Origin of the sequence: Microbacterium bandirmense, assembly GCF_037204185.1 — a bacterium.
Classification (GTDB): Bacteria; Actinomycetota; Actinomycetes; order Actinomycetales; family Microbacteriaceae; genus Microbacterium; species Microbacterium bandirmense.
Genome location: NZ_JBBDGM010000003.1, coordinates 1 through 23,591 on the forward strand (window position 1 = coordinate 1; position 23,591 = coordinate 23,591).

General features: G+C 69.4%; 21 protein-coding genes. 13 read left to right on the forward strand and 8 right to left on the reverse strand.

All coding sequences use genetic code 11. The features are described 5' to 3' along the window. Positions 1-37: 37 nt before the first annotated feature. On the reverse strand, positions 38-748 hold the full coding sequence (locus WDU99_RS03785) for a DUF4191 domain-containing protein (protein ID WP_337331119.1): 711 nt from the start codon (positions 746-748) through the stop codon (positions 38-40). A gap of 138 nt (positions 749-886) precedes the next feature. Here WDU99_RS03785 and WDU99_RS03790 point away from each other — a divergent pair, with 138 nt between their 5' ends. Next, complete coding sequence (locus WDU99_RS03790; protein ID WP_337331120.1) at positions 887-2,323, forward strand: hypothetical protein; 1,437 nt, start codon at positions 887-889, stop codon at positions 2,321-2,323. A 6-nt stretch (positions 2,324-2,329) separates the two neighbouring features. Here the strand turns inward: WDU99_RS03790 and sucB are convergent, their stop codons facing one another. The 3 genes from sucB to WDU99_RS03805 all read right to left on the reverse strand — a co-directional run bounded on the left by sucB (position 2,330) and on the right by WDU99_RS03805 (position 7,072). Then, positions 2,330-4,156 carry a 2-oxoglutarate dehydrogenase, E2 component, dihydrolipoamide succinyltransferase gene (sucB, locus tag WDU99_RS03795; protein ID WP_337331121.1) on the reverse strand — a complete coding sequence of 609 codons (1,827 nt, stop codon included), beginning with the start codon at positions 4,154-4,156 and terminating at the stop codon, positions 2,330-2,332. A 67-nt stretch (positions 4,157-4,223) separates the two neighbouring features. Continuing rightward, positions 4,224-5,597: a dihydrolipoyl dehydrogenase gene (gene lpdA / locus WDU99_RS03800; protein WP_337331122.1), complete on the reverse strand. Its 1,374-nt coding sequence runs from the start codon at positions 5,595-5,597 to the stop codon at positions 4,224-4,226. Further along, a complete protein-coding gene (locus WDU99_RS03805; RefSeq protein ID WP_337331123.1) occupies positions 5,597-7,072 on the reverse strand; it encodes a leucyl aminopeptidase in 1,476 nt (491 codons plus the stop codon). Before WDU99_RS03805 ends, lpdA begins: the two co-directional genes overlap by 1 nt. 109 nt (positions 7,073-7,181) lie before the next feature. Here WDU99_RS03805 and WDU99_RS03810 point away from each other — a divergent pair, with 109 nt between their 5' ends. From WDU99_RS03810 to WDU99_RS03835, 6 genes are all read left to right on the forward strand, one after another. Continuing rightward, the gene (locus WDU99_RS03810) at positions 7,182-8,108 is read left to right on the forward strand and encodes a proteasome assembly chaperone family protein (RefSeq protein ID WP_337331124.1); all 927 of its coding nucleotides are present in this window, start codon (positions 7,182-7,184) and stop codon (positions 8,106-8,108) included. 171 nt (positions 8,109-8,279) lie between these two features. Continuing rightward, on the forward strand, positions 8,280-9,548 hold the full coding sequence (locus WDU99_RS03815) for an RNA polymerase sigma factor (RefSeq protein ID WP_337331125.1): 1,269 nt from the start codon (positions 8,280-8,282) through the stop codon (positions 9,546-9,548). Then, on the forward strand, positions 9,548-10,864 hold the full coding sequence (locus tag WDU99_RS03820) for a MurT ligase domain-containing protein (protein WP_337331126.1): 1,317 nt from the start codon (positions 9,548-9,550) through the stop codon (positions 10,862-10,864). The genes WDU99_RS03815 and WDU99_RS03820 overlap by 1 nt, the downstream gene beginning before the upstream one ends. Next, on the forward strand, positions 10,861-11,613 hold the full coding sequence (locus WDU99_RS03825) for a glutamine amidotransferase (protein WP_337331127.1): 753 nt from the start codon (positions 10,861-10,863) through the stop codon (positions 11,611-11,613). Before WDU99_RS03820 ends, WDU99_RS03825 begins: the two co-directional genes overlap by 4 nt. 14 nt (positions 11,614-11,627) lie before the next feature. After that, positions 11,628-12,335, forward strand: a complete 708-nt coding sequence (locus tag WDU99_RS03830) for an alanine racemase C-terminal domain-containing protein (protein ID WP_337331128.1) — start codon at positions 11,628-11,630, stop codon at positions 12,333-12,335. Beyond that, the gene (locus WDU99_RS03835; RefSeq protein ID WP_337331129.1) at positions 12,332-13,366 is read left to right on the forward strand and encodes an alanine racemase; all 1,035 of its coding nucleotides are present in this window, start codon (positions 12,332-12,334) and stop codon (positions 13,364-13,366) included. Before WDU99_RS03830 ends, WDU99_RS03835 begins: the two co-directional genes overlap by 4 nt. A 28-nt stretch (positions 13,367-13,394) precedes the next feature. On the opposite strand, the gene WDU99_RS03840 is transcribed toward WDU99_RS03835, so the two are convergent. After that, a complete protein-coding gene (locus tag WDU99_RS03840; RefSeq protein ID WP_337331130.1) occupies positions 13,395-13,604 on the reverse strand; it encodes a DUF7455 domain-containing protein in 210 nt (69 codons plus the stop codon). Positions 13,605-13,783: 179 nt separating this feature from the next. On the opposite strand from WDU99_RS03840, the gene WDU99_RS03845 reads away from it, so the two are divergent. Then, on the forward strand, positions 13,784-15,925 hold the full coding sequence (locus WDU99_RS03845; RefSeq protein WP_337331131.1) for a DNA gyrase/topoisomerase IV subunit B: 2,142 nt from the start codon (positions 13,784-13,786) through the stop codon (positions 15,923-15,925). A gap of 87 nt (positions 15,926-16,012) precedes the next feature. Here the strand turns inward: WDU99_RS03845 and WDU99_RS03850 are convergent, their stop codons facing one another. Then, on the reverse strand, positions 16,013-18,451 hold the full coding sequence (locus WDU99_RS03850) for a DNA gyrase/topoisomerase IV subunit A (protein WP_337331132.1): 2,439 nt from the start codon (positions 18,449-18,451) through the stop codon (positions 16,013-16,015). Positions 18,452-18,533: 82 nt separating this feature from the next. On the opposite strand from WDU99_RS03850, the gene WDU99_RS03855 reads away from it, so the two are divergent. Continuing rightward, positions 18,534-19,658, forward strand: a complete 1,125-nt coding sequence (locus WDU99_RS03855) for an alkaline phosphatase family protein (protein ID WP_337331133.1) — start codon at positions 18,534-18,536, stop codon at positions 19,656-19,658. Here the strand turns inward: WDU99_RS03855 and sepH are convergent, their stop codons facing one another. Beyond that, on the reverse strand, positions 19,659-20,681 hold the full coding sequence (sepH, locus tag WDU99_RS03860) for a septation protein SepH (protein WP_337331134.1): 1,023 nt from the start codon (positions 20,679-20,681) through the stop codon (positions 19,659-19,661). Positions 20,682-20,889: 208 nt separating this feature from the next. On the opposite strand from sepH, the gene WDU99_RS03865 reads away from it, so the two are divergent. Next, positions 20,890-21,183 (forward strand): DUF4193 domain-containing protein, encoded by a 294-nt coding sequence (locus WDU99_RS03865; RefSeq protein ID WP_241928650.1) that lies wholly within the window; start codon positions 20,890-20,892, stop codon positions 21,181-21,183. Positions 21,184-21,286: 103 nt separating this feature from the next. Here WDU99_RS03865 and WDU99_RS03870 read toward each other — a convergent pair whose 3' ends face one another. After that, on the reverse strand, positions 21,287-21,766 hold the full coding sequence (locus WDU99_RS03870; RefSeq protein WP_337331135.1) for a DUF3093 family protein: 480 nt from the start codon (positions 21,764-21,766) through the stop codon (positions 21,287-21,289). A gap of 3 nt (positions 21,767-21,769) precedes the next feature. Between WDU99_RS03870 and dut the strand changes: the two genes are divergently transcribed. The 3 genes from dut to WDU99_RS03885 are packed head-to-tail and all read left to right on the forward strand — an operon-like array spanning position 21,770 to position 23,546. After that, positions 21,770-22,219, forward strand: coding sequence for a dUTP diphosphatase (dut, locus tag WDU99_RS03875; protein ID WP_337331136.1), 450 nt, complete (start codon positions 21,770-21,772; stop codon positions 22,217-22,219). After that, positions 22,216-22,803, forward strand: a complete 588-nt coding sequence (locus tag WDU99_RS03880; RefSeq protein ID WP_337331137.1) for a DUF3710 domain-containing protein — start codon at positions 22,216-22,218, stop codon at positions 22,801-22,803. Before dut ends, WDU99_RS03880 begins: the two co-directional genes overlap by 4 nt. Further along, entirely contained in the window at positions 22,800-23,546 is a 747-nt protein-coding gene (locus tag WDU99_RS03885; RefSeq protein WP_420063981.1) for a DUF3159 domain-containing protein, read from the forward strand. Before WDU99_RS03880 ends, WDU99_RS03885 begins: the two co-directional genes overlap by 4 nt. Positions 23,547-23,591: the final 45 nt, after the last annotated feature.

The following is a 23,591-nucleotide window of genomic DNA, read 5'->3' on the forward strand; positions in this document are numbered from 1 at the left end:
CTGCACGGGGCCTTCTCGGTGATGCGGATGCTGCGGGTCAGCGCGGACGCTGCGCGCGCACGCGGTTCGGGTCGATGCCCTTCGGGATGGGCAGCGAGGTCAGCGACTGGGACACCGACTCGACGCGGCGGATGACGGTCGCCATCGTGGCCTTGTCAATCGTCTTCGGAAGCTTCTTGATGGTCTTGGCGAGGTCGGCGATCGCGATGTCGTCCTCACCGTGCCCGACGTAGAGCACCGTGATCGGCACGCCGTGGGCGACACGCTGCGACTTCTGGCGCTCGTCGTTGATCAGGCGGGTGAGACGACCCCGGGTGCCCTCGCCGACGATGACGATGCCGCCGCGACCGATCGTGCGGTAGACGGCCTCCTGCGTCTTCGGGTTGATGCCGACCGGGGTGTCGGAAGCCTGCCAGCGGCGACCGAGGCTGGTGCTGAGCACGTGACCGGTGGCGCCGGGCATGCCGTCGATCTTCTGATACATCGCCTTGGTCGACAGTCGCGTCATCAGGATCATGGCACCGAGGATGCCGAGCATGAGGCCCGTGATGCCCCAGAGCACCAGGGAGAGAACCGTGCCGCCGCCGATCAGGAAGCCCAGGATCAGGCCGATGAGCACACCCGCGATGAGGATCGCGATCTGCGCCCAGGGCAGCCAGCCGTACACGTCCCGCGTGAAGCGGAAGAGGGAACGCATCTGGGAGAAGAACCCCTGGCGCTTCTCGGGTTCGGAAGATCGCTTTGCCATGGAGAACAGCCTACCGAGTGATCGCGGTGCGAGTGTTCCCGCATCGCGGCGTGACTGCTCCTGCACAGCACGTGCCCCGGGCCGGATTGTCCACATCCATCGGGATCCGTCCGACGGGATGCTGCGCGATGCGCTCTCATGGATCACATGGACGCCATGGACCCCCTCATCGCACCGATTCCCGGCACCGCCCGGTCGGTGCGCAGGCTCGACGCCCAGGAGTCGGCGTTCTCGGGCGACCTGGTCGCCGACGGCGACGTGCTGCGCGTTCGGGTGGACGCTGACTCTGTGCCCGACGAGCTCTGGCGATTCTCCGGCGCGGAGCATGTCGCCGGGGTGCTCGACGTCGCGCGGCGCACCGACGGGCACGATGCACTGCTGCCGTGGTGCAGCGAGTCCGTCGATGGGTTCCTGGCACGCCGTGCGGCGGCGGAGCAGCCGTTGGCGGCGGGCGAGATCGTGACGCTGATCGGGAGCATGCTGCGCGGGATCGTCGAGACGTCCGCAGCGGATGCCGAGGTGGGCGGCCGGTGGTGGCTCACCGCCGAAGGGCGTCCGCTGTTCGTGCCGGGCGAAGGGGTGCCGTGCAGTTCGGCGAGCCTCGAGGTCATGGCACGTGTGCGCCAGAGCTGCACGGATCGGGCCATGGGACGCGCTCTCACCGAGATCTCATCCGGGGCGCATGACCCCAGAGAGGTCGCGCGGTCGATCGACCGATGGGAGCATGAGCTCACGGAGCTGGCGGCACCTCGTCCGCTGCACCGCGAGGTGCACGCGCCGGAGCGGGTGAGCGCGATCCCGCTGCATCAGGCTCTGCTCCCTCAGGAGGCGCGTCGGGTCACCGCACAGCGCAGCCTGGTCACCACGATGCGGGGTCGGTGGGATGCGCTGATCGAGTGGGCGCGCGAGCACCGCCCGCGCCGGCCCATCAGGGGAGCGCCGAGAGAGCGGCCGGGCGCGGTGTCGCGGACGGGGGAACGCGCGTCGGCCGGCGGACGGGGGCGGATGCTGATCGTCGGCGCTGCGGTCGCGGGCGCTGTGCTGCTGGGCGGTCTGCTCTGGCCCACCGGTGACGACTCGGCGGCGACTGCGGGGGCCCAGGAGATGACGGAGACCACGGCGGGTGATGACGAGCCGGCGGGTGATGACGAGCCGGCGGTCGGCGACGTCACGGCGGGGAAGACGGCCGCGGAGGAGGAGCAGCGCACGGACGAGGGGTCGGGTCCGTCGCCCGCACCGTCGCCGGATGCAGACGGACGGGACGATCCGCAGGGCGATATCACGCGGGTGGCGGCGCGACTGCTGCAGGAGATCGCCGCCTGCGCGGAGGCTGATGATCCTCGCTGTGAGGATGCGGTCGTCGCGGGTGCCGGTGAGATCGTGCTGCAGAAGCTCGCGGGCGCGGGTGCCGATCGCGGGGTCTCGCCGGTGGAGGACTACGGTGACATCGCTGTGCTGCGACTCACTGCCGTGGACGGGGCTCCGGAGCAGATGCTGGTGATCGTCCGCGAGAACGATGAATGGCTGGTCCGCGACGTGTACGACGTCGCGGACCAGCCATCAGGTGCGGGCTGAGCCGGCTCAGATCCCGAGGTTCGCCTCGAATTCCGCCGTCTCGAGCCGCGACTTCATCGCACCCAGGAAGCGGGCCGCGTCGGCGCCGTCGATGATGCGGTGATCGTACGAGACCGCGAGGTACACATACGAACGCACGGCGATCGCGTCGACACCGTCGACCGTGACCACGCCGGGGCGCTTGAACACGACACCGGTGCCGAGGATCGCCGACTGCGGCAGGAACACCAGCGGCGTGTCGAACAGCGCGCCGCGCGAGCCCGTGTTGGTGACGGTGAAGGTGCCACCGGCCAGCTCATCGGGCTTCAGCTTGTTGTCGCGTGTGCGTGCCGCGAGGTCAGCGATCTCGTGAGCGATCTGCGCGAGGTTCTTCGTCGCCGCGTCGCGCAGCACCGGCGTGAGCAGGCCGCGCTCGGTGTCGACCGCGATCGAGATGTTCTCGGTCGCCGGGTAGACGATCTGGTCGCCGTCCACGGTCGCGTTGATGATCGGGAACGCCTGCAGCGCCTCGGCCGCTGCGAGAGTGAAGAAAGGCAGGAACGACAGCTTGTCGCCCGTCTTCTGCTGGAACTCATCCTTCTTCGCGGTGCGGAAGCCGGCCAGCTTGGTGACGTCCACCTCGACGAAGGTGGTCAGCTGAGCGGTCTGCTGCATGGAGGCGACAGCGCGCTCGGAGACGACCTTGCGCAGGCGCGACATCTTCTGGGTGGTGCCGCGCAGCGGCGAGACCTCCAGCGCGGCGGGCGCAGCTGCCTGGGCGGCGGCGGCCGGAGCCGCGGACTTCGCCTCGGCGGCCTTGAGCACGTCCTCCTTGCGGATGCGTCCGCCGACACCGGTGCCGGTGACCGTCGCGAGATCGATGCCCTGCTGGCTGGCGAGGCGCCGCACGAGGGGCGTCACGTACAGCGACTCGGCGTCGCCGGCGGCCGGTTCAGCCGGTGCAGCGGTGGTGGGCTCAGCCGGTGCAGCTGCGGGCGCGGGTGCGGCGGCGGGTGCCGGTGCAGCAGCGGGTGCAGCCGCCGGGGCGGGCGCGGCAGCCGGCGCCGGTGCGGCAGGCTGAGCGGCGGGCTCCGGCTGTGCAGCGGGTTCGGGCTGTGCAGCGGGTTCGGGCTGTGCAGCAGGCTCTGGCTGTTCGGGCGCGGCGGCCGTCGCTGCGGGTGCGGCACCCGAGCCGATGCGCGCGAGCACGGCGCCGACCTCGACGGTCTCGTCTTCCGCGGCGAGGATCTCCTGCAGCGTGCCGGCGACCGGCGACGGGATCTCGGTGTCGACCTTGTCGGTCGAGATCTCCAGAAGTGCCTCGTCGACCGCGACGTCGTCGCCGATCTGCTTCAGCCAGCGGGTGACGGTGCCTTCGGTGACGCTCTCGCCCAGCTCGGGCAGGACGACATCGACCGCGTCGCTCGACGCAGCAGGCGCAGCCGGTGCCTCGGCCGCAGGAGCGGGTGCATCAGCGGAAGGCGCGGCGGCTGCGGGAGCCTCCTGCGCAGCAGGTGCTTCTGCAGCAGGTGCTTCTGCAGCAGGTGCTTCTGCAGCAGGTGCTTCTGCAGAGGGTGCGGCGGCCTCGGGTGCGGCACCGGACGAGCTGGATCCGCTTCCGTCGCCGATGTGCGCGAGCAGGGCGCCGACCTCGACGGTCTCGTCCTCGGCGACGAGGATCTCCTCGATCACGCCGCTGACCGGAGAGGGGATCTCGGTGTCGACCTTGTCGGTCGAGATCTCGAGCAGGCCCTCATCCGCCTGCACGGTGTCGCCCACCTGCTTCAGCCAGCGAGTGACCGTACCCTCGGTGACGCTCTCCCCGAGTGCGGGAAGGACCACGGGTGTGCTCATGACGGAGTCTCCTTCGAAAAATCGTGACGCACTCAAGCTTAGTGACCTGAGCGTTCGGTTGTGTGGTTCAGAGCGCGTGCAGCGGTTTCCCGGCGAGGGCGAGGAACGCCTCTCCGAGCGCTTCGCTCTGGGTCGGGTGTGCATGGATCAGGGGAGCGATGTCCTCGGGGTGCGCCTCCCACGCGACGGCCAGCTGGCCCTCGGTGATCAGCTCGCCGACGCGGTCGCCCAGCAGGTGCACGCCCAGCACGGGGCCGTCCTTCTGGCGCACGACCTTGACCGTGCCGCCCGTGCCGATGATCTCGCTCTTTCCGTTGCCTGCGAGGTTGTAGTCGTACGCGACGACGTCTTCCGCGCCGTACTCGGCCACGGCCGCCGCCTCGGTGATACCCACCGAGGCGACCTCCGGGCTGCTGTAGGTGACGCGGGGGATCTGCGATTCCGGCAGGCTCGGCACCTGCATCCCGGCGATCCGCTCGGCGACGGCGATGCCCTGCAGGAAGCCGCGGTGTGCGAGCTGCAGACCGGGGACGATGTCGCCGACGGCCCACACCCGATCGGCGCCCGTGCGCAGCTGATCGTCGACGGTCACGAAGCCGCGATCGAGGGCGATGCCGGCCTCTTCGAATCCGAGATCGGCCGTGGCAGGCCCTCGCCCTACGGCGACCAGCAGGTAGTCGGCGGTGAACGTCTTGCCGTCCTCGAGCGTGACGGTCACGTCGGTGTCGCTCTGCTCGGCCTTCTGGAAGCGCGTGCCGAGGGAGTACTTGATCCCGCGGCGGCGGAACGCCCGCTCGAGTCCCTTGCTGAGTGCGAGGTCCTCGTTGGGCACCAGGTGCGGGAGCGCCTCGACGATCGTGACCTCGGCGCCGAATGAGCGCCACACACTGGCGAACTCGACGCCGATCACACCGCCGCCGAGGATCACCACGCTGGAAGGAACCTCGTCGAGGGCGAGCGCCTGCTCGCTGGCGATGATCCGTCCGCCGATCTCGAGCCCCGGCAGAGTGCGGCTGTACGAGCCGGTCGCCAGCACGACGTCGGCGCCGACGTACCGGTCTTCGCCGACGCTGACCGAGCGATCGGGCTCGAGGCGGCCGGCGCCTGAGACCACCGTGATGCCGCGGGCCTTGATCAGACCCTCGAGCCCCTTGAACTTCTTGGCGACGATGCCTTCGCGGTAGGCCCGAACGCCGGCGGGGTCGATGGCCTCGAACGTGGCCGACACGCCGACCGATGCCGCCGAGCGGACGTGGTCGGCGACCTCGGCTGCGTGCAGCAGCGCCTTGGTCGGGATGCATCCGCGGTGCAGGCAGGTGCCGCCGACCTTGTCCTTCTCGATTAGCACCACCTTCTTGCCCAGTTCGCTGGCGCGCAGTGCGGCGGCGTATCCGCCGCTGCCGCCGCCGAGGATGACGAGGTCGAATTCGTGCGTTGCCATCAGGACTCCTTTGTCGATGCGCGTGCGAAGGCGATCAGCGAGCGCACCGTGGCGCCCGTCGGGCCCTTCTCCGTGTGGCCGTACGGCGAGCCCTTGTGCTCACCCGAACCGGCGATGTCGAGGTGCACCCAGGGGATGCGCGGCGCGTCCTCGGCATCCGAGACGCGGCCGACGAAGCGCTGCAGGAACAGACCCGCGAACATCGAGCCGCCCGAGCGGTCGGCCATGTTCGCGTTGACCATGTCGGCGATCTGCGAGTCCAGCGACTCCTCCATGTACTCCGGCAGCGGCAGTCGCCAGGCGGGCTCGCCGACGGCATCCGATGCGGCGAGGTACTCGGCGACCGCTTCGTCCGCTCCCATCACGCCGGTGTGGCGCATGCCGAGCGCGACGATTATCGCGCCGGTGAGTGTCGCGACGTCGATGATGACGTCGGGGTTCTCGCGGCTCGCCGCGACGAGGCCGTCGGCGAGGACGAGGCGGCCCTCGGCATCGGTGTTCATGACCTCGACGGTCTGCCCGTCGAGCATGCGGAGCACGTCGCCGGGGCGGGTCGCGCGGCCGGAGGGCATGTTGTCGGCGATGCACATCCAGGCCGTCACGCGCACGGGCAGCTGCAGCGCGGCGATCGCGCGGATCGCTGCGAGGATGCTGGCGGCGCCCGCCATGTCGAACTTCATGCCCACCATCGATGCTGCCGGCTTCAGGGAGAGCCCACCGGTGTCGAACGTGATGCCCTTGCCGACCAGGGCGATGTGACGGGCGGCACCTGCGGGGGAGTAGTCCAGGCGCACGAGCCTCGGCGGGCGGTCGGAACCACGGCCGACGCCGAGGATGCCGCCGTAGCCGCCCTCGTCGAGCTGCTGCTCGTCGAGCACCTGCACCTCGACCGGCAGGCCGTCGACGGCGTCGACAGCGGACTGCGCCAGCTGCGCGGGACTCTGCCACTCGGCGGGGGTGTTGACGAGGTCTTTGACCAGCGCCACTGCGTCGGCGACCGCACGGGCGTGCTCGAGCGCACCGTCGCCGATCTCGGCGGAGTGCAGCATGATCGAGTCCGCGCGGGCGGGTTTCTTCTCGGAGCGGTAGTCGTCGAAGCGGTAGCCGCCGAGCAGGGCGCCCTCGGCTGCAGCATCGGCATGCTGCTCGAGGTCGGGGGCGAAGCCGATCGCGATCGTCTCGAAGCCGGTGAGGCTGCGCACCGCGGTGGCGACCGCGTCGCGCACCGCTGCGGCATCCGGCGTCTTGCCCGCGCTGACGACCGCCAGCGGAAGCGATGTGATGGCGGCGAGATGCACGCGCGTGTACGCGGACGCGGTGCCCTTGTAGCCGATGGCGGAAAGCGTCTCCACGAGTCCCTCGTAGCCGTTCAGCGCATCGGTGGTGGCTGACGGGTCGGAGATGACGAGCACTGCGGCGTCTGCAGCGCTTCCTGGGAACGGATCGGAGGTGTGCGAGATCACGGGAAGCGTCATACCTCCATCCTAGGGAAGGTCCCCATCCGCGGTCCCGACGGCATACCGTGTTCGCTGTGAGCATCGCGCGGGCAGGCCCTGTGCGCGTCCTGGCTCGTAGCATTGACACATGCCCTCATCCGCAGAGCTCTACGAGTCGATCGCCGGCGCACCCGACGTGCCGACCGGCGCGCCGCTGGTCATCCTCCTCACCGGATTCACCGACGCCGGCAACGCCGTCTCCGGACTGATCGAGCACCTGCACGCGACCGCGGACCCGCAGCCGATCGTGCGCTTCGACAACGACGTGCTGCTGGACTACCGCGCGCGTCGGCCCGTGATCGTGTTCGATCAGGACCACCTGACCGAGTACCGGCCCGCCCGCCTTGAGCTCTCATTGGCGCACGACGCGCTCGGACAGCCGTTCCTGCTGCTGTCCGGGTACGAGCCCGACTTCGCCTGGAACGCGTTCACCGACGCCGTCATCGACTTCGCCGAGGCCTTCCAGGTGTCGACCGTGACCTGGGTGCACTCGATCGCGATGCCCGTCCCGCACACGCGGCCGCTGGGAACCACGGTCAGCGGCAACCGGCACGATCTGATCGCCGCGCACTCGGTGTGGCGCCCCCGCACGCAGGTGCCGGGCACGGCGGCGCATCTGCTGGAGTACCGCCTGATCGAGAACGAACAGCGGGTGGCGGGGTTCGTGCTGCTGGTTCCGCATTACCTGGCCGACACCGAGTATCCGGACACGGTGCTGGCCGCGGGCGACAAAGTGATGATCGGCGCCGGCCTCGTGCTGCGCATGGACGAGGTGCAGGAGAGTCGCGAGGACTTCCTGGCCCGCGTCGGCGAGCAGGTGAGCGGCAGCGAGGAGCTGACGCAGATGGTGCACACCCTGGAGCGCCGCTATGACGCCTACATGGCCGGACGGGAGGACGACGACGACGAGCAGTCCTTCGACGAGCGCGACCTGCCCAGCGCCGATGAGCTGGCCGCAGAGCTGGAGCGCTACCTCGCGACCAGACGACCGGGAGACGATGACAAACAGCGCTGACCCAGACCCGCAGCCCATCGATCCGAGTGGAAGCACGCACCACGCGCCGGACTGTGTGATAATGGATTCCTGACCCATTGTCAATGGTCGTTATCGCGATCGGCTTGACAAGGGTCTTACTAGTGTCCGAAATGGCTCGGAGCGTGTGCACCGCTCCGTGAAAGGCGAAACGTGACTGCTGCCACGAGCAAGAAGACCCGGACGACCACGAAGAAGACCGCCGCCGCTGACGTCGACGCACCTGAGGTCGACACGGTCGCTGCCGAGGCCGACAAGGCGCCGGCGACCAAGGCTCCGGCCAAAAAGGCCCCCGCCAAGAAGGCTGCGGCGAAGAAGGCACCATCAAAGCGCGCCAAGAGGACCGATGAGCCGGAGGTCGACGACGAGGCCGTCGAGGCCGAGGAGACCGACGAGGACGAGGCCGACAAGAAGCCGGCCTTCACCGAGCCGCTCCCGACCGGCGCGATCGTCATCTCGTCGAAGGACGAGGACGACGCCCCCGTCTACTCCACCCAGATCACCGGCGCCACCGCCGACCCGGTCAAGGACTACCTGAAGCAGATCGGCAAGGTCGCGCTGCTGAATGCGGCCGAAGAGGTCGAACTGGCGATGCGCATCGAAGCCGGCCTGTTCGCCGAGGAGAAGCTGTCGGCGATGTCTGCCAAGGAGAAGTCCAGCCAGCTGGGCCTCGACCTGCAGTGGGTCGCCCGCGACGGCCAGCGTGCGAAGAGCCACCTGCTCGGCGCCAACCTGCGTCTGGTCGTCTCGCTCGCCAAGCGCTACACCGGTCGCGGCATGCAGTTCCTGGACCTGATCCAGGAGGGCAACCTCGGTCTGATCCGTGCGGTCGAGAAGTTCGACTACACCAAGGGCTTCAAGTTCTCGACCTACGCGACGTGGTGGATCCGTCAGGCGATCACCCGCGCGATGGCCGACCAGGCCCGCACGATCCGCATCCCGGTGCACATGGTCGAGGTCATCAACAAGCTCGCCCGCGTGCAGCGTCAGATGCTGCAGGACCTCGGTCGCGAGCCCACGCCCGAGGAGCTCTCGCGCGAGCTCGACATGACGCCCGAGAAGGTCGTCGAGGTGCAGAAGTACGGTCGCGAGCCGATCTCGCTGCACACCCCGCTCGGTGAGGACGGCGACAGCGAGTTCGGTGACCTGATCGAGGACACCGAGGCGGTCGTGCCTGCCGACGCGGTGGGCTTCACGATGCTGCAGCGCCAGCTCGAGCAGCTGCTCGACTCGCTGTCGGAGCGCGAGGCCGGCGTGATCCGCATGCGCTTCGGCCTCGGCGACGGTCAGCCCAAGACGCTCGACCAGATCGGTGACACCTTCGGCGTGACGCGCGAGCGCATCCGCCAGATCGAGTCGAAGACCATGGCGAAGCTGCGTCACCCGAGTCGTTCGCAGTCGCTGCGGGACTACCTCGAATGATGCAGGCGACACCTCAGGCGCGCTCAGCCGGCCTGCGGTACGTCTTCCCTGTGCTGGCGGGCAAGCTCGCGCGTTTCGCGACCCGTCTGCGCGGGGGAGGCTCCGCCTTCCCCGGCTACCTCACGAACCGGCTCGCCCCGACGCTGCTGCCCACGCTGGCGGACCAGTTCCGATACGGCGTGGTGTTCGTGCTGGGCTCCAACGGCAAGACGACCACGACGCACATGATCAGCGAGGTGCTGCGGGCACACGGGCTGAAGGTCTTCACGAACCCGACGGGTGCGAACCTGCCGCAGGGTGTGACCAGCGCGTTGCTGGCCGACGCGACGCTCACCGGCCGGATCAAGGCCGATGTCGCCGTGCTCGAGATCGATGAGGGCTTCGCCGCCGATCTCGCCGACCGTCTGTCACCGTCGGTGATCCTGTCGCTGAACGTGCAGGTCGACCAGCTCTACCGGTTCTACGAGACCGAGCGCGTCGCCGACATGATGCTCGATGCCTCCACCCGCGCGTCCGCGCATGTCGTGGTCAATCGCGATGACCCGTACCTGTCGAAGATCGACGTCGACGCCATGCGCGCACCCGTCACCTTCTTCGGCGTCGCGCCCGAGATCGTCGCCGCCTCGGCGCACGGCCTCGCCAACGCGGTCGACACGCGCAGCGGCACCGCGGGCATCGTGGAGCGCCCGGCGTTCTCCGAGGTGCGTGCGGTGGCGGGGCGCGACGTGGTCGTGAACGTGGGGGGAGCGGATGCCCGCATCACCCTCCCCGCCCGCGGATTGCACTACGCGGCCGACGCCGCTGCCGCCCTCGCGGTGGCATCCGGTGTGCTGGGCGACCGCTTCGACGCGGTCCGCGCCGCCGCCGGGTTCGCCACCATGGCCCCCGCGTACGGCCGCGGCGAGGTGATCCCGCTGCGCCGGGATCCCGCGGGCGAGCAGGTCGAGTTCGTGATGTTCAAGAACGGGCCGAGCATCCAGATGAACCTCGATGCGCTGGAGGGCACGCCGGAGCGCGCGCTGATCGCGATCGACGAGGGAACGCCCGACGTCTCGTGGCTGTACGACGTCGACTTCAGCGCTCTGCCCCGTGTGGACGTCGTCACCGGCGAGAAGGCCTATCAGCTGGCCCTCGCCCTGGCGTACGCCGGCGTCGAGATCGGCACGGTCGAGCCCGACATGGAGAAGGCCGTCGAGATCATGCGGTCGTTCCCCGACACCGACCGGGGCACCCAGACCTGGTTCGTCAATTACGAGCTCATGATGATCGGTCGTCGCCTGCTCGGGCACGGCGACCAGGAGGTGGCGCGGCGATGACGCAGCTCACGATCGCTCAGCTGTACCCCGCGGAGCTCGGCATCACCGGCGACCGCGGCAACGTGCGCGCCATCGAGGAGCGTGCGTCGGCCCGCGGACTCGACAGCACCACGGTGCGCGCAGGAATCGGTGAAGTCCTTCCACAGGACGTCGACATCATCGTGATCGGCAACGGTCCGCTCTCTGCTCTGCGCGGCGTGCACGCCGACCTGCTGGGACGCACTGACGCGCTGCGCGCGTTCATCGATGCGGGCGGAGTGCTGTTCGCGGTTGGCGGCTCGGCCGAGCTGCTCGGTGCGGGCATCGACCTGACCGACGGCGGAGCACTGCAGGGACTGGGGCTGCTGCCGTACCGTGTCACCCGCACCCGCGACCGGCGCGTCGGCTACATCACCGTCGAGACGCCCGACGTGCGCGTCGTCGGCTTCGAGGATCACGCCTCGGAGTGGACGCTGACCGATGCATCCGCCGCGTACGGCACGGTCTCCGCGGGGCGGGGCAGCTTCGCGCGCGGTGAGGGCCGGGGCGAATTCGTCCGGCATCGCAACGCCTTCGCCGGCAACGTGCAGGGGCCGGTGCTTCCCCTGAATCCGGGCCTGGCCGACGTGCTCGTGCTGGCTGCCGCGGGCCGCCGTGGCCTCGAGGTGTCCGAGCCGGTGCACGGCCCGTTCGACGAGTACGCGCAGGGCGCGCGTGCCGCGATCGACCGGTTCATCGACGACAAGGGCTTCAAGACCATCCAGCTCTGAGCCGCGGAGGATCCATGTCCAGCAGCGCCGCACCTCGCGTGCTCCTGTCAAGCGGAGCGCTCGTCCGGAACGCACGGGCGCTGCTCGCCGCGGGCGGCATCGCGGATCTGCGCCACGACGCGTATGGCCATGGCCTGACCGGCGCGGCCCGCATCGTCATGGATGCCGGTGCCACCGGTGTGCTCGTGGACGGGCGCGATGAGGTGGCCCGGCTGGCGCAGTTCGGCATCACCGCTCGTGTCGACGTCGGCGATGACACGGATCCGCACCGGCTGTGGGGGATCCCCAGCACTGCCGGGGCCGCGGGTGCGGCATCCGATCCCACCGAACCCGTGATGTGCCTGCAGGGGCGGGTGCTCTCGACCAAGCCGCTCCACGCCGGCGAGGCGGTCTCATACGGGTACACGCACCGTGCAGAACGCGACACGAGGGTGGCGCTGGTCACCGGAGGGTACGCACAGGGCATCCTCCGCGCGCTCGGCAACCGAGCGTCCGTCGACATCGCCGGACGCCTTCGGCCCATCGTCGGGCGGATCGCGATGGATGTCTGCGTGGTCGATCTCGAGGGCGACGACGTGCCCGTCGGCACCGCCGTCACGTTCTTCGGCGGCACGGGCGAGGTGCGCCACGCCCTGACGCACTGGTCGGCGGTCAGCGGGCTCACGGCGCTCGAACTCGCCGTCGTCATCGGCCGACACGGACACCGGGAGTGGATCGCATGAGCAGCCCCGCACTGGAGATCTCGCGCGGCGCCTTCCGTCGGAACATTGCCGCCGTTCAGGCGCGTATCGCCCCGGCCGCCCTGATGCTGGTGATGAAGGACGACGCCTACGGTCACGGACTGCACTGGTCGGTGCCCGAGGCGGCCGACGGCGGAGTGGAGTGGTTCGGCGGGTACGACGTCGATACCGCGCTGCGCATCCGCGCGCTGACGGATAGGAAGGTGTACGCCTGGGCGACGTCGACGGTCGAGGAAGCGGAGGCGGCGATCACCGCCGGCATCCACCTCGGCGTCGGCTCGGCGCAGTACCTGGGTGATGTCATCGACGTGGCCGCGCGCACGGGCATCCGCGCCGACGTGCATCTGAAGATCGACACCGGACTGCACCGCAACGGGTTCCGGCCCGACGAGTGGGCCGACGCGGTCGCGACGGCCCGCGCCGCAGAAGAGCGCGGGGTCGTGCGTGTGGTCGGGGTATGGAGCCACCTCGCCGAGGCCAGCGACGATGAGGACGACGCGGCCCAGCGCCTGTTCCACGATGCCGTGCGCCGGCTGACCGACGCAGGCGGGCGACCGGAGGTGCTGCACCTCACCGCGTCGGCGGCATCCTGGTGGCGGCCCGAGCTGCGCGGCACGCTGAACCGGATCGGGGCGTTCTGCTACGGCATCCGCTCCGCCGACGGACCGGAGCTGGAGGGCATCGAACTCATCTCGCGTCTGACCGCGCCGGTCGCGGAGATCGGCGACGATCACGTCGTCGTCGGCGTGGGGTCCTTCCACGGCCTGCCGTCGACGCTGTGCGGAGCGCGCGTGGCGACACCCGATGGACTGCGCCGGATCCTGTCGATCGGCGGAGGCGAGATGCACGTCGAGCCGTGGGCCGGTGCGCAGACCGATCAGCGCGTCGTCGTGTTCGGTCCTGGCAGGGACGGCGAGGCGGATGCCACGGCTCTCGCCGAGCGCATCGACACGGTGGGCGAGGAGATCATCACCCGCCTGACACCAGCGGTGCGGCGGGTGATCGTCGACTGATCGACGAGCCCGGCGGCCCTGGGGCCGCTCAGGCCTCGACCAGGCGTGCGGTCTCGTCGTGCCAGCTCGTGGCGACCGCGCGCAGCTTCTCCTCGTACTTGCGGCCGTGGTGGGCGCAGAACAGCAGTTCCGAGCCGTTCACCTCGGCGGCGATGTAGGCCTGCGCCCCGCAGGAATCGCAGCGGTCCATCGCGGTGAGGCGGTACTCGACGGTCTCTCGCTCAGTTGTAGCGTTCATCTCAGTGCCTCCTCTGGATCCGGTTGATTGAGATCGTGCTCAATACAACCACGAGTCGCCTGGAGGAATGCCCGCCGCGCGGCGTGTTTCGCTGTGCGCGTACCCGCGCTGTGCCGGGCATGCGTGTGGGGGAGTGTCGCGGAGGCCTCGTGTCTCCGCGCGAAATAGACTTAGTCCTTGTGACCGCCGAGTATTCCGCCCATCATCTTCAGGTGCTCGAAGGCCTCGAAGCCGTTCGCAAGCGCCCCGGCATGTACATCGGGTCGAACGGCTCGCCCGGGCTGATGCACTGCCTCTGGGAGATCATCGACAACTCCGTCGATGAGGCTGTCGCCGGCAACGGCACCAGGATCGACGTCGTGCTGTTCGAGGACGGCAGCGTGCAGGTCGCCGACCGCGGACGCGGCGTGCCGGTCGACGTCGAACCGCGCACCGGCCTGACCGGTGTCGAAGTCGTCTACACCAAGCTGCACGCGGGCGGGAAGTTCGGCGGCGGCTCGTACGCCGCCTCCGGTGGCCTGCACGGCGTCGGCGCATCCGTCGTGAATGCGCTGTCGGAGCGCCTCGACGTCGAGGTCGACCGCGGCGGCAAGACGTACGCCATGTCGTTCCACCGGGGTGAGCCCGGCATCTTCGACGACAACGGCGGCGAGCCGCGGCCGGATGCCCCGTTCACGCCGTTCGAGGAGCGCAGCGAGCTGCGCGTGATCGGCAAGGCTCCCAAGGGCGCCACCGGAACCCGGGTGCGGTACTGGGCCGACCGCCAGATCTTCACGAAGGATGCCGCGTTCCAGCTCGGCGAGCTCGAGAACCGTGCCCGTCAGACGGCTTTCCTGGTGCCGGGTCTCGAGATCGTCGTGCGCGATGAGCGCCCTGCCGCACATTCAGGAACCCCGACGGACGCGGATCAAGGCTCGGATGCCGAGACCGGCCCCATCGAGACCTCGTACCTGTACGAGGGCGGCATCTCGGAGTTCGTCGAGTATCTGGCATCCGACGCACCCGTCACAGACACCTGGCGCATCCAGGGCAGCGGCAGCTTCACCGAGACGGTGCCGGTGCTGCAGCCGGACGGCCACATGAAGGCCACCGAGGTGCAGCGCGAGTGCGAGGTCGATGTCGCTCTGCGCTGGGGCACGGGCTACGAGACGACGATCCGCTCGTTCGTGAACATCATCGCCACGCCGAAGGGCGGCACGCATCAGCAGGGCTTCGAACAGGAGCTGCTGAAGACGCTGCGCGGCCAGGTCGAGCAGAATGCGCGCCGGCTCAAGGTCGGCAACGACAAGCTCGAGAAGGACGATGTGCTCGCCGGCCTCACGGCCGTGCTGACCGTCACCGTGCCCGAACCGCAGTTCGAGGGCCAGACGAAGGAAGTGCTGGGCACGCCGGCGGTGCGCGCGATCGTCGCCAAGGTGGTGCGCACCGAACTCGCCCAGCGATTCACCTCGACCAGACGCGACGACAAGAACCAGGCGTCGATGCTGCTCGACAAGATCGTCTCCGAGATGAAGGCGCGCGTCTCCGCACGCGCGCACAAGGAGACCCAGCGGCGCAAGACGGCCCTGGAGTCGTCGTCGCTGCCGGCGAAACTCGTCGACTGCCGCTCGAGCGACGTCGCGCAGACCGAGCTCTTCGTCGTCGAGGGTGACTCCGCCCTCGGCACCGCCCGGCACGCCCGCAACAGCGAGTTCCAGGCCCTGCTGCCGATCCGGGGAAAGATCCTCAACGTGCAGAAGGCGTCCGTCAGCGACATGCTCGGCAATGCCGAGTGCGCGGCGATCATCACCACGATCGGCGCGGGCTCCGGCCGCTCGTTCGAGCTCAGCGGGGCGCGCTACGGCAAGATCATCCTGATGAGTGACGCCGACGTCGACGGTGCGCACATCCGTACGCTGCTGCTGACACTGTTCTTCCGGTACATGCGGCCGCTGGTCGAGGCCGGGCGGGTGTTCTCGGCCGTCCCGCCGCTGCACCGGGTGATCGTGATGAACCCCGGCTCCAAGCCGAACGAGATGATCTACACGTACTCCGAGGCTGAACTGCACGCCCTCCTCGCGAAACTGCAGAAGGCCGGCAAGAGGTGGCAGGACCCGATCCAGCGGTACAAGGGCCTGGGCGAGATGGATGCCGATCAGCTGGCGAACACGACCATGGAGAAGTCCGGACGCCTGCTGCGTCGCGTGACGATTGAAGATGCCGAGGCGGCGGATGCCGCGGTGCGCACCTTCGAGCTGCTGATGGGCAGCGAGGTGGCTCCGCGTCGCGAGTTCATCATGACTTCGAGCGACCGCCTCAGCCGCGAGGCGATCGACGCCTGAGCGCGTGGCGCATTCGCGCTGCAGTTTCCTGCATCCGCGGCGCAGATCGACGTGGCGGATGCAGGAAACTGCAGCGTCAGCGCGGGATCAGCCGATCGCGGTGCCGATCGAGCCGATCACTGCGTCGAGCGGCTGACCGGAGCCGTCGCGCTTCGCGGCCGATTCGGGCAGCTGACGCACGGCGCCGTCGGTGCCGATCGCCCGCGGCTCGAGGCCGACCCAGGCCAGCCGCAGTCGGTCCTCGCCCTTCAGGAAGGCGTGGGCCCGCACGCCGCCGGTGGCGCGACCTTTGCCGGGGAACTCCGCGAAGGCCGAGATCTTCGCCCGACCGGCATCCGCCCCTGCCAGCGTCCCCTCCGAACCGGAGACCGTCACCACGACGGCCTCCTCGGGCGATGACACCACGGTGAACGAGATCACTTCGGCATCGGAGGCGAGTTTGACACCTGCCATGCCGCCCGCCGCGGCACCCTGCGGGCGCACGTTCGCCGCCGAGAAGTGCAGCAGCTGGGCATCCGAGGTCACGAAGACCAGCGCGGCGTCGTCCGGCGCCGGCGCCGCCCCGACGACGCGGTCCTTCGACTTGAGGCCGATGACCTCCAGCTCGGGCTTGGCGGCCAGTGCCGAGGGCACGAAGCGCTTGACGACGCCGTCCCTCGTGCCCAGCGCCACCGGGGTGTCGTCGTCGAACCGGATCAGGGCCAGCACCTTCTCGGTGCGGTCGGACAGCCCAAGGTAGTCGGCGACGCGCACCCCCGCGCCGAGGCCGACCGAGGTCGGCGGCACTGCGGGGATGTCGATCGGCGTGAAGCGCAGCACCCGGCCGGCGCTGGTGACCGCGCCGATCTCGCTGCGGGTGGTCGTCACGAGCCGCGCCGCGATCGCATCGTGCTTGCTGCGGCGCGCGGGTGTGGTGATCGTCGCGTCACCGTCGAGGTCGACCCGCACGGCCCGGCCCGTCGTCGAGAGCAGAACGGTCGTGGGGGCGTCGGCGATCTGCAGCTCCGCGGCCGACTTGGTGGTCCGCGCCTTCGGCGGGGCGGCGTTGAGCAGCAGGGTGCGGCGGGCCGTGCCGAAGGTCTCGGCGACCGCGTCGAGCTCCTGCGCGACCTGCGCACGGACGAGTGCGGGGTCGCCCAGGAGACGCTCGAGTTCGGCGATCTCGGCGAGCAGCTTGTCGCGCTCGGTCTCGAGCTCGAGGCGCGAGAACTTGGTCAGTCGCCGCAGGCGCAGCTCGAGGATGTACTCGGCCTGCACCTCGTCGAGCTCGAACACCTGCTGCAGGCGCGTGCGCGCGGTCTCCGAGTCGTCGGAGGAGCGGATGACCTGGATGACCTCGTCGATGTCGAGGATGGCCAGCAGCAGGCCCCGCACCAGATGCAGGCGCTCGTTGCGCCGGGCGAGCCGATAGCGGCTGCGGCGCGTGACGACCTCGATGCGGTGCTGCAGGTAGACCCGCAGCAGCTCCTTGAGGCCGAGGGTGCGCGGCTGCCCGTCGACGAGGGCGACGTTGTTGATCGAGAACGAGTCCTCGAGCGGCGTGTAGCGGAACAGCTGGTCGAGCACTGCGGCGGGGTCGAAGCCCGTCTTCACCGTGATCACCAGACGCAGGCCGTGCTTGCGGTCGGTGAGGTCCTGAACGTCGCTGATGCCCTGCAGCTTCTTGGCGTTGACCGCGTCCTTGAGCTTCTCGATGACGCGCTCGGGGCCGACCTGGTACGGCAGCTCGGTGACGACGATGCCCGTCTTGCGCGGGCCGAGCGACTCGATGGATGTCTTCGCCCGCAGTTTGAACGCGCCACGCCCGTTCTCGTACGCGTCCTTCACGCCGTCGAGCCCCATCAGGATGCCGCCGGAGGGGAAGTCCGGGCCGGGCACGTACGCCATGAGGTCGGCCGTGGTGGCGTCGGGGTTCTCGAGCAGGTGGGTCGCCGCAGCGACGACCTCTATGAGGTTGTGCGGGGCCATGTTCGTGGCCATGCCGACCGCGATGCCGCTCGCGCCGTTGACGAGCAGGTTCGGGAACGCCGCCGAGAGCACGGCCGGCTGCTGGAACTGGCCGTCGTAGTTCGGCACGAAGTCGACCACGTCCTCGTCGAGGCTCTCGGTCATGGCCAGCGCCGAGGCGGCCAGCCGCGCCTCGGTGTAACGGGATGCCGCCGGTCCGTCGTCCAGCGAGCCGAAGTTGCCGTGTCCGTCGACGAGCGGCACGCGCAGGGCGAAGTCCTGTGCGAGGCGCACCAGGGCGTCGTAGATCGCGGAATCGCCGTGCGGGTGCAGCTTTCCCATCACCTCGCCGACCACGCGAGCGCTCTTGACGTGACCGCGGTCGGGTCGCAGGCCCATCTCCGCCATCTGGTAAAGGATGCGGCGCTGCACGGGCTTGAGTCCGTCGCGAGCGTCGGGAAGTGCGCGCGAGTAGATCACCGAGTACGCGTACTCGAGGAACGATCCCTGCATCTCCTGGGACAGATCGATGTCCTGGATGCGCTCCTGGACGGGCTCGGACGGCGGGGTCTTGGGCATGGACTTCCTGCTGGTCGCTCGGGGCGGGGCTCGCGGACGCTCGTGCGGGCCGCGTCGGGATGCCTGTGAAAGACTGACCCGGATGCCTCTCATGCTACCGTCCGCCCTGGATTCGCCGCGGAACATCACCGGGGTGGCGCAGCGACTGCTCGCCGCGCTGCGCGGCGCCGGTGACCTGCCGCCCGTCCGGTCCGCCGTGCTGGCGGTCGTCGACGGACTCGGCGCCATCCCGCTGCGCGCGCACGCAGGGCACGCGCGGACGCTGAGTGCGGCGATGACGAAGAAGGATGCCGGTGGCGCGGTGTTCCCCACCACGACGGCGGCGGCACTGACCAGCCTGCTCACCGGCACCGCGCCGGGTGCGCACGGGATGGTCGGCTATCGGGTGCGCGACCCGCACCGCGACGTCCTGGTGAACCAGCTCACCGACTGGGACGCGGCAGGCATCGATCCGCTGTCGTGGCAGGCCTCGCCGACCGTGTTCGAGCAGGCGGCGGCGTCCGGCCACCCGACGTTCGCGATCGGCTCCTCCGGACATGCGCGGAGCGGGTTCAGTCGGGCCACGCTCCGCGGTGCGGAATTCGTGGCCGCCGCGTCGGCGGCTGAGCGCGTCGCGCAGGCGCTGCACCTCGCCGAGGCACACGAGGGTGCGCTGGTCTACTGCTATCTGCCCGATATCGACAAGGCAGGTCACAAGCACGGCATCGACTCCGCCGAGTGGGTGGCGGCGCTCGAAGACATCGACGCCGTGCTCGCGCAGCGGGTGCCGGACGACGTCGGGATGCTGGTGACCGCCGACCACGGAATGGTGGACGTGCCGCATCACCGGCAGCTGGTGCTGGATTCGGCGGGCGGCTGGCACGACGGCATCCGACACATCGGAGGCGAGCCGCGGATGCTGCACGTGTACACCGAACCGGATGCTGACCAGAGCGCGCTGCTGGAGCGATGGCGGCGGGATCTTGACGGATATGCGGATGTCGTCAGCCGTACCGAGGCTGTCGACGCCGGACTGTTCGGCGCCGGGGTGACCGAGGCTGCGCTCAGCCGGATCGGCGACCTGCTGGCCATCGCGCGGTCGAACCACGCACTGTATGACGCCGAGGCGGAGGATCAGCGCGGACGCGGCATGATCGGCCAGCACGGCGCGCTGACGCCGGAGGAGTGGCGAGTGCCGCTCATCCGGATGGGTGCCTTCGCGCGCTGATCAGTCGTCGGTGCGTGCGCCGAAGACGATCTCGTCCCAGCTGGGCATCGCGTTGCGACGCTTCCGGCGTCCCGACGAGGTCTCGGCGGCTTCCGGTTGTGCGGGTGCCTCCGGCGTCTCATCCTCGGGCTCATCGAGGGCGTCGAACAGCGCGATCGGCGATGACTCCTCAGCCGGCTCCTCCTCGAGCACCGGAGCCGACTCCCGCTGACCACGACGACGCCGCAGCGCCTCGAGCAGATCGGCGGTCTCCGCGCTGGTCCGATGCTCATCGGGGGCGCGGCGCGCGGCTGCGGCCTGTGCCGCCGCGCTGGAGTGCTCCGTCTCGACATCGTCGGCGTGCTCGTCTGGGCCGGGTACCAGACGGGGTCCGAAGGCACCGGAATCGAAACGACTGTCGTCCTTGTACGGCGAAACGCGCTCCGAGTCGACAGCGCGCAGGCGGGGGATCAGACCGTCGGGGAGTGAGCCCTGGCGGGACAGCTGCGTGGCGTCGGCGTTGATCGGCGACAGCGTGCTGCGGCGGGGGTCGAACGCCCAGCGGGCGTCGTGCGCGACGTCGTTCGCGGTGAACTCGAGCTTGACGGTCCAGCCCGACTCGTCCTTCCAGCTGGCCCAGCGCTCATCGGTCGCCGTCAGGTCGGCGAGCTTGGCGCGCACTGCGGTGCCGAAGGTGGGTTGGGCGTCGGGCTCGACATCGCTGCCGATCAGCACCGGGACCGCGAGTGCCTGGCCGACGATGTGCTCGCGTTCAGCGAGCACGGGTCCCTCGAAGCGCGCGACGTCCGACTCGCTCACGCCGAGCAGCGCGGCGACCTCCGAAGCCGAAAGGCCCGCGCGGATCTGGGTCTGGATATCACGCGGGCTTGCGGCCAGACGCGCAGCGGCGGGTTCCGCCTGACGGGTCGCGCGACGCACTTCGCGATGCAGCACGTCGTCGATGGGAAGTGCGAAGCGCTGCCCGGACTCGGTGGCGAGGACGAGCACTCCCGCTTCTGTTCCGACGATGGTGACGTTTTCCATGCCAATGCCCCTCTGATGGGTGTGCGTTCATGGTGTCACGAGCACCTGTGTGCGGCCGGGAATACTGCGGGCGCGCCGCGAGTTTCCCCCTCCGTGCACGTCGGCATTTGCGAAAAGCTTCGCAGTCGTGCAAACTATGGCCGCCGCACACCCGATTCGGCACCTCTCAACCCACCCACCTCGTACCACGGAAGTGGAGATTCACCGCATGGCAACCGACTACGACGCCCCCCGCAAGAGCGAAGACGACTCAGAGTCGATCGAAGCGCTTAAGGAGCGTGTGCCGAACACCCAGTCCGGCGCTGGCGACGTCGAGGACTCCGACAACCCGACGGGTTTCGAGCTCCCCGGTGCGGACCTGTCCGATGTGGAGCTCGACGTCGTCGTGCTCCCGGCCCAGCAGGACGAGTTCACCTGCATGAGCTGCTTCCTCGTGAAGCACCGCTCGCAGCTCGACCACGAAGGCCCGGAAGGTCCCATCTGCAAGGAGTGCGCCGCCTGACGCATCCCTGAAACGTCCGCGCCCCGGCCTGATGGTCCGGGGCGCGTTCTGCTCTCTGCGCGGTTGTCTCTTGTCGGAGCTGTCTGCTCTCGCGGCTGTGCTTTCAGGTCGCGTCGCGTGCCGCGCGGATCGCCGCCGCGAGACGGTCGGGGGTCCGCGTCGAGATCGTCCAGCTGTTCATCGGGTCCGCCGGGTCGGTGACCGGCACGATCACCAGGCCGTCGATGCCGCCGCGCAGGAAGTGCCAGCCGTCACGGGCGATGTCGCGAGTCCGACGGGCGCGCGCCTCGTCACCGGTGAACTCCACGGGCTCGCCCAGCCAGCGGGCGTCGATGTACGCGCGGCCCACGTGCAGCACCGTTCCGCGCACGCGCAGGATGGGCGACAGCGTGATGCTCAGTGCTACGAGCACGAGCGAGACGACGACGCCGAGGATCAGGGCGAAGCCAGAGTCGATCGGCGCGAATACCAGCGACACCATCGGACCTGCCAGCGCGATCACCACCAGCATCCACAGACTGGGGGTCAGACGCTCGCGGTAGATGTGGCGAGTTTCGCTCTCGGGGTTCTGCATTAGCCTCATGGGGTGACTCATTCCGTTGCCGTTCCCATTATCGCCGCGAACGTGCCGCATTACGCCCACCCCGCCGACGCGGGCGCGGACCTCGTATCCACCGAGGCCGTGCGCCTCGAGCCGGGGGAGAGGGCACTGATCGGCACGGGCGTGCGCATCGCCTTGCCCGAGGGCTACGCCGCATTCGTCGTCCCGCGCAGCGGTCTCGCAGCCAAGCACGGCATCACCGTCGTGAACTCGCCGGGCACCGTCGACGCCGGCTATCGCGGCGAGATCAAGGTGAGTCTGCTCAACACCGACAGCAAGGAAGCGTACGATGTGGCGGTCGGTGATCGGATCGCACAGCTGATCGTGATGCCCGTCGTCCAGGCCCGCTTCGAACCCGTCGAGGCGCTGCCGGACAGCGTCCGCGGCGACGGCGGCTTCGGGTCGACCGGCTATACCCAGGGAAAGAGCGAATGACTGAAGAGATCGAACCCACGCTGAAGTCGGCGCCGGCCGATCGTGCCACGGCGGGCCCCTTCGACGATGCCGAGGCGAACCCCGTGCGGCCGTACATCGACCTCGGCGGCATCAAGGTGCTGCCGCGGGAAGGACTGAATCTGCGCCTCGAGGTCGAGGAGCAGAGCAAGCGCATCGTCGCCGTCGGGTTGGATTACGCGGGCTCCTCACTGCAGGTGCAGCCCTTCGCGGCGCCGCGCACCCGCGGACTGTGGGACGAGACGCGCGTGCAGCTGCGTGATCAGATCCGCACCCAGGGCGGCCGCGTCGAGGAGCGCGATGGCCCGTTGGGCAAGGAGCTGCTGGCGGAGGTGCCCGCGACCGCCGCAGAGGGGTCCGGCATGCGCATCGCACGCTTCGTCGGCGTCGACGGACCCCGTTGGTTCTTGCGTGGCGTGATCGGCGGCGAAGCAGCATCCGACCCCGCCGCCGCAGAGCAGGTCGAGGATCTGTTCCGGTCGATCGTCGTGGTGCGCGGAAGCTCGCCCATGCCGCCGCGCGACCTGATCCCGCTGAAGATGCCGTCCACTCCGGGCGCGGCGTGACAGACGGGGCGTCCGAGTCCCGCGACGACGGCCCGCCGGCGTCCGAGGAAGAGACTCACGAGACCGATCCGACCGCGGCCGAGCTGATCGGCACCGCGCTCGGATCCGCCGCGCGACGCGCGGGCATCGACCCCGACGTCGAGCAGAGCACCGGCCACATGGTGTGGCAGGTCATCGGCGGCTGGCGCGGGATCATGGAGTCGGTCCTGCCGCTGCTCGTCTTCATCGTCGCCTATACGTCCACGCAGAACCTGCTGCTCTCGCTGGGACTCTCGGTCGGCATCGCGGCTCTGTTCGCGATCGTGCGGCTGGTGATGAAGTCGCCCCCCGTGGCCGCATTCTCCGGTCTGATCGCCGCGGTGATCGCGGCGGGCCTGCCGCTGTTCACCGGACGCGCAGAGGACCAGTTCGTCGTCGGATTCATCACCAACATCGTCTACGGCACGGCGTTCCTGGTCTCCGCCCTCGTGCGCTGGCCCCTGATCGGGATCATCGTCGGGTTCCTCGTGGGCGAGGGCGTCGCGTGGCGTGAGGATGCCCGCAAGCGACGCACCTTCGCCTGGCTGTCCGTCGCCTGGGGCGCGCTGTTCCTGCTGCGCCTCGGAGTGCAGCTGCCGTTCTACTTCCAGGGCGACGTCGCGACTCTCGGCACCGTGAAGATCGTGATGGGCCTGCCGCTGTTCGCGGTGGTGCTGGCGTCGACCTGGCTGGTGACACGCCGACTCTACGCGCACCGCGGTTAGCATCCGGCCCGTTCGCCGTCTGATAGATTTATCTTGACATCAAGA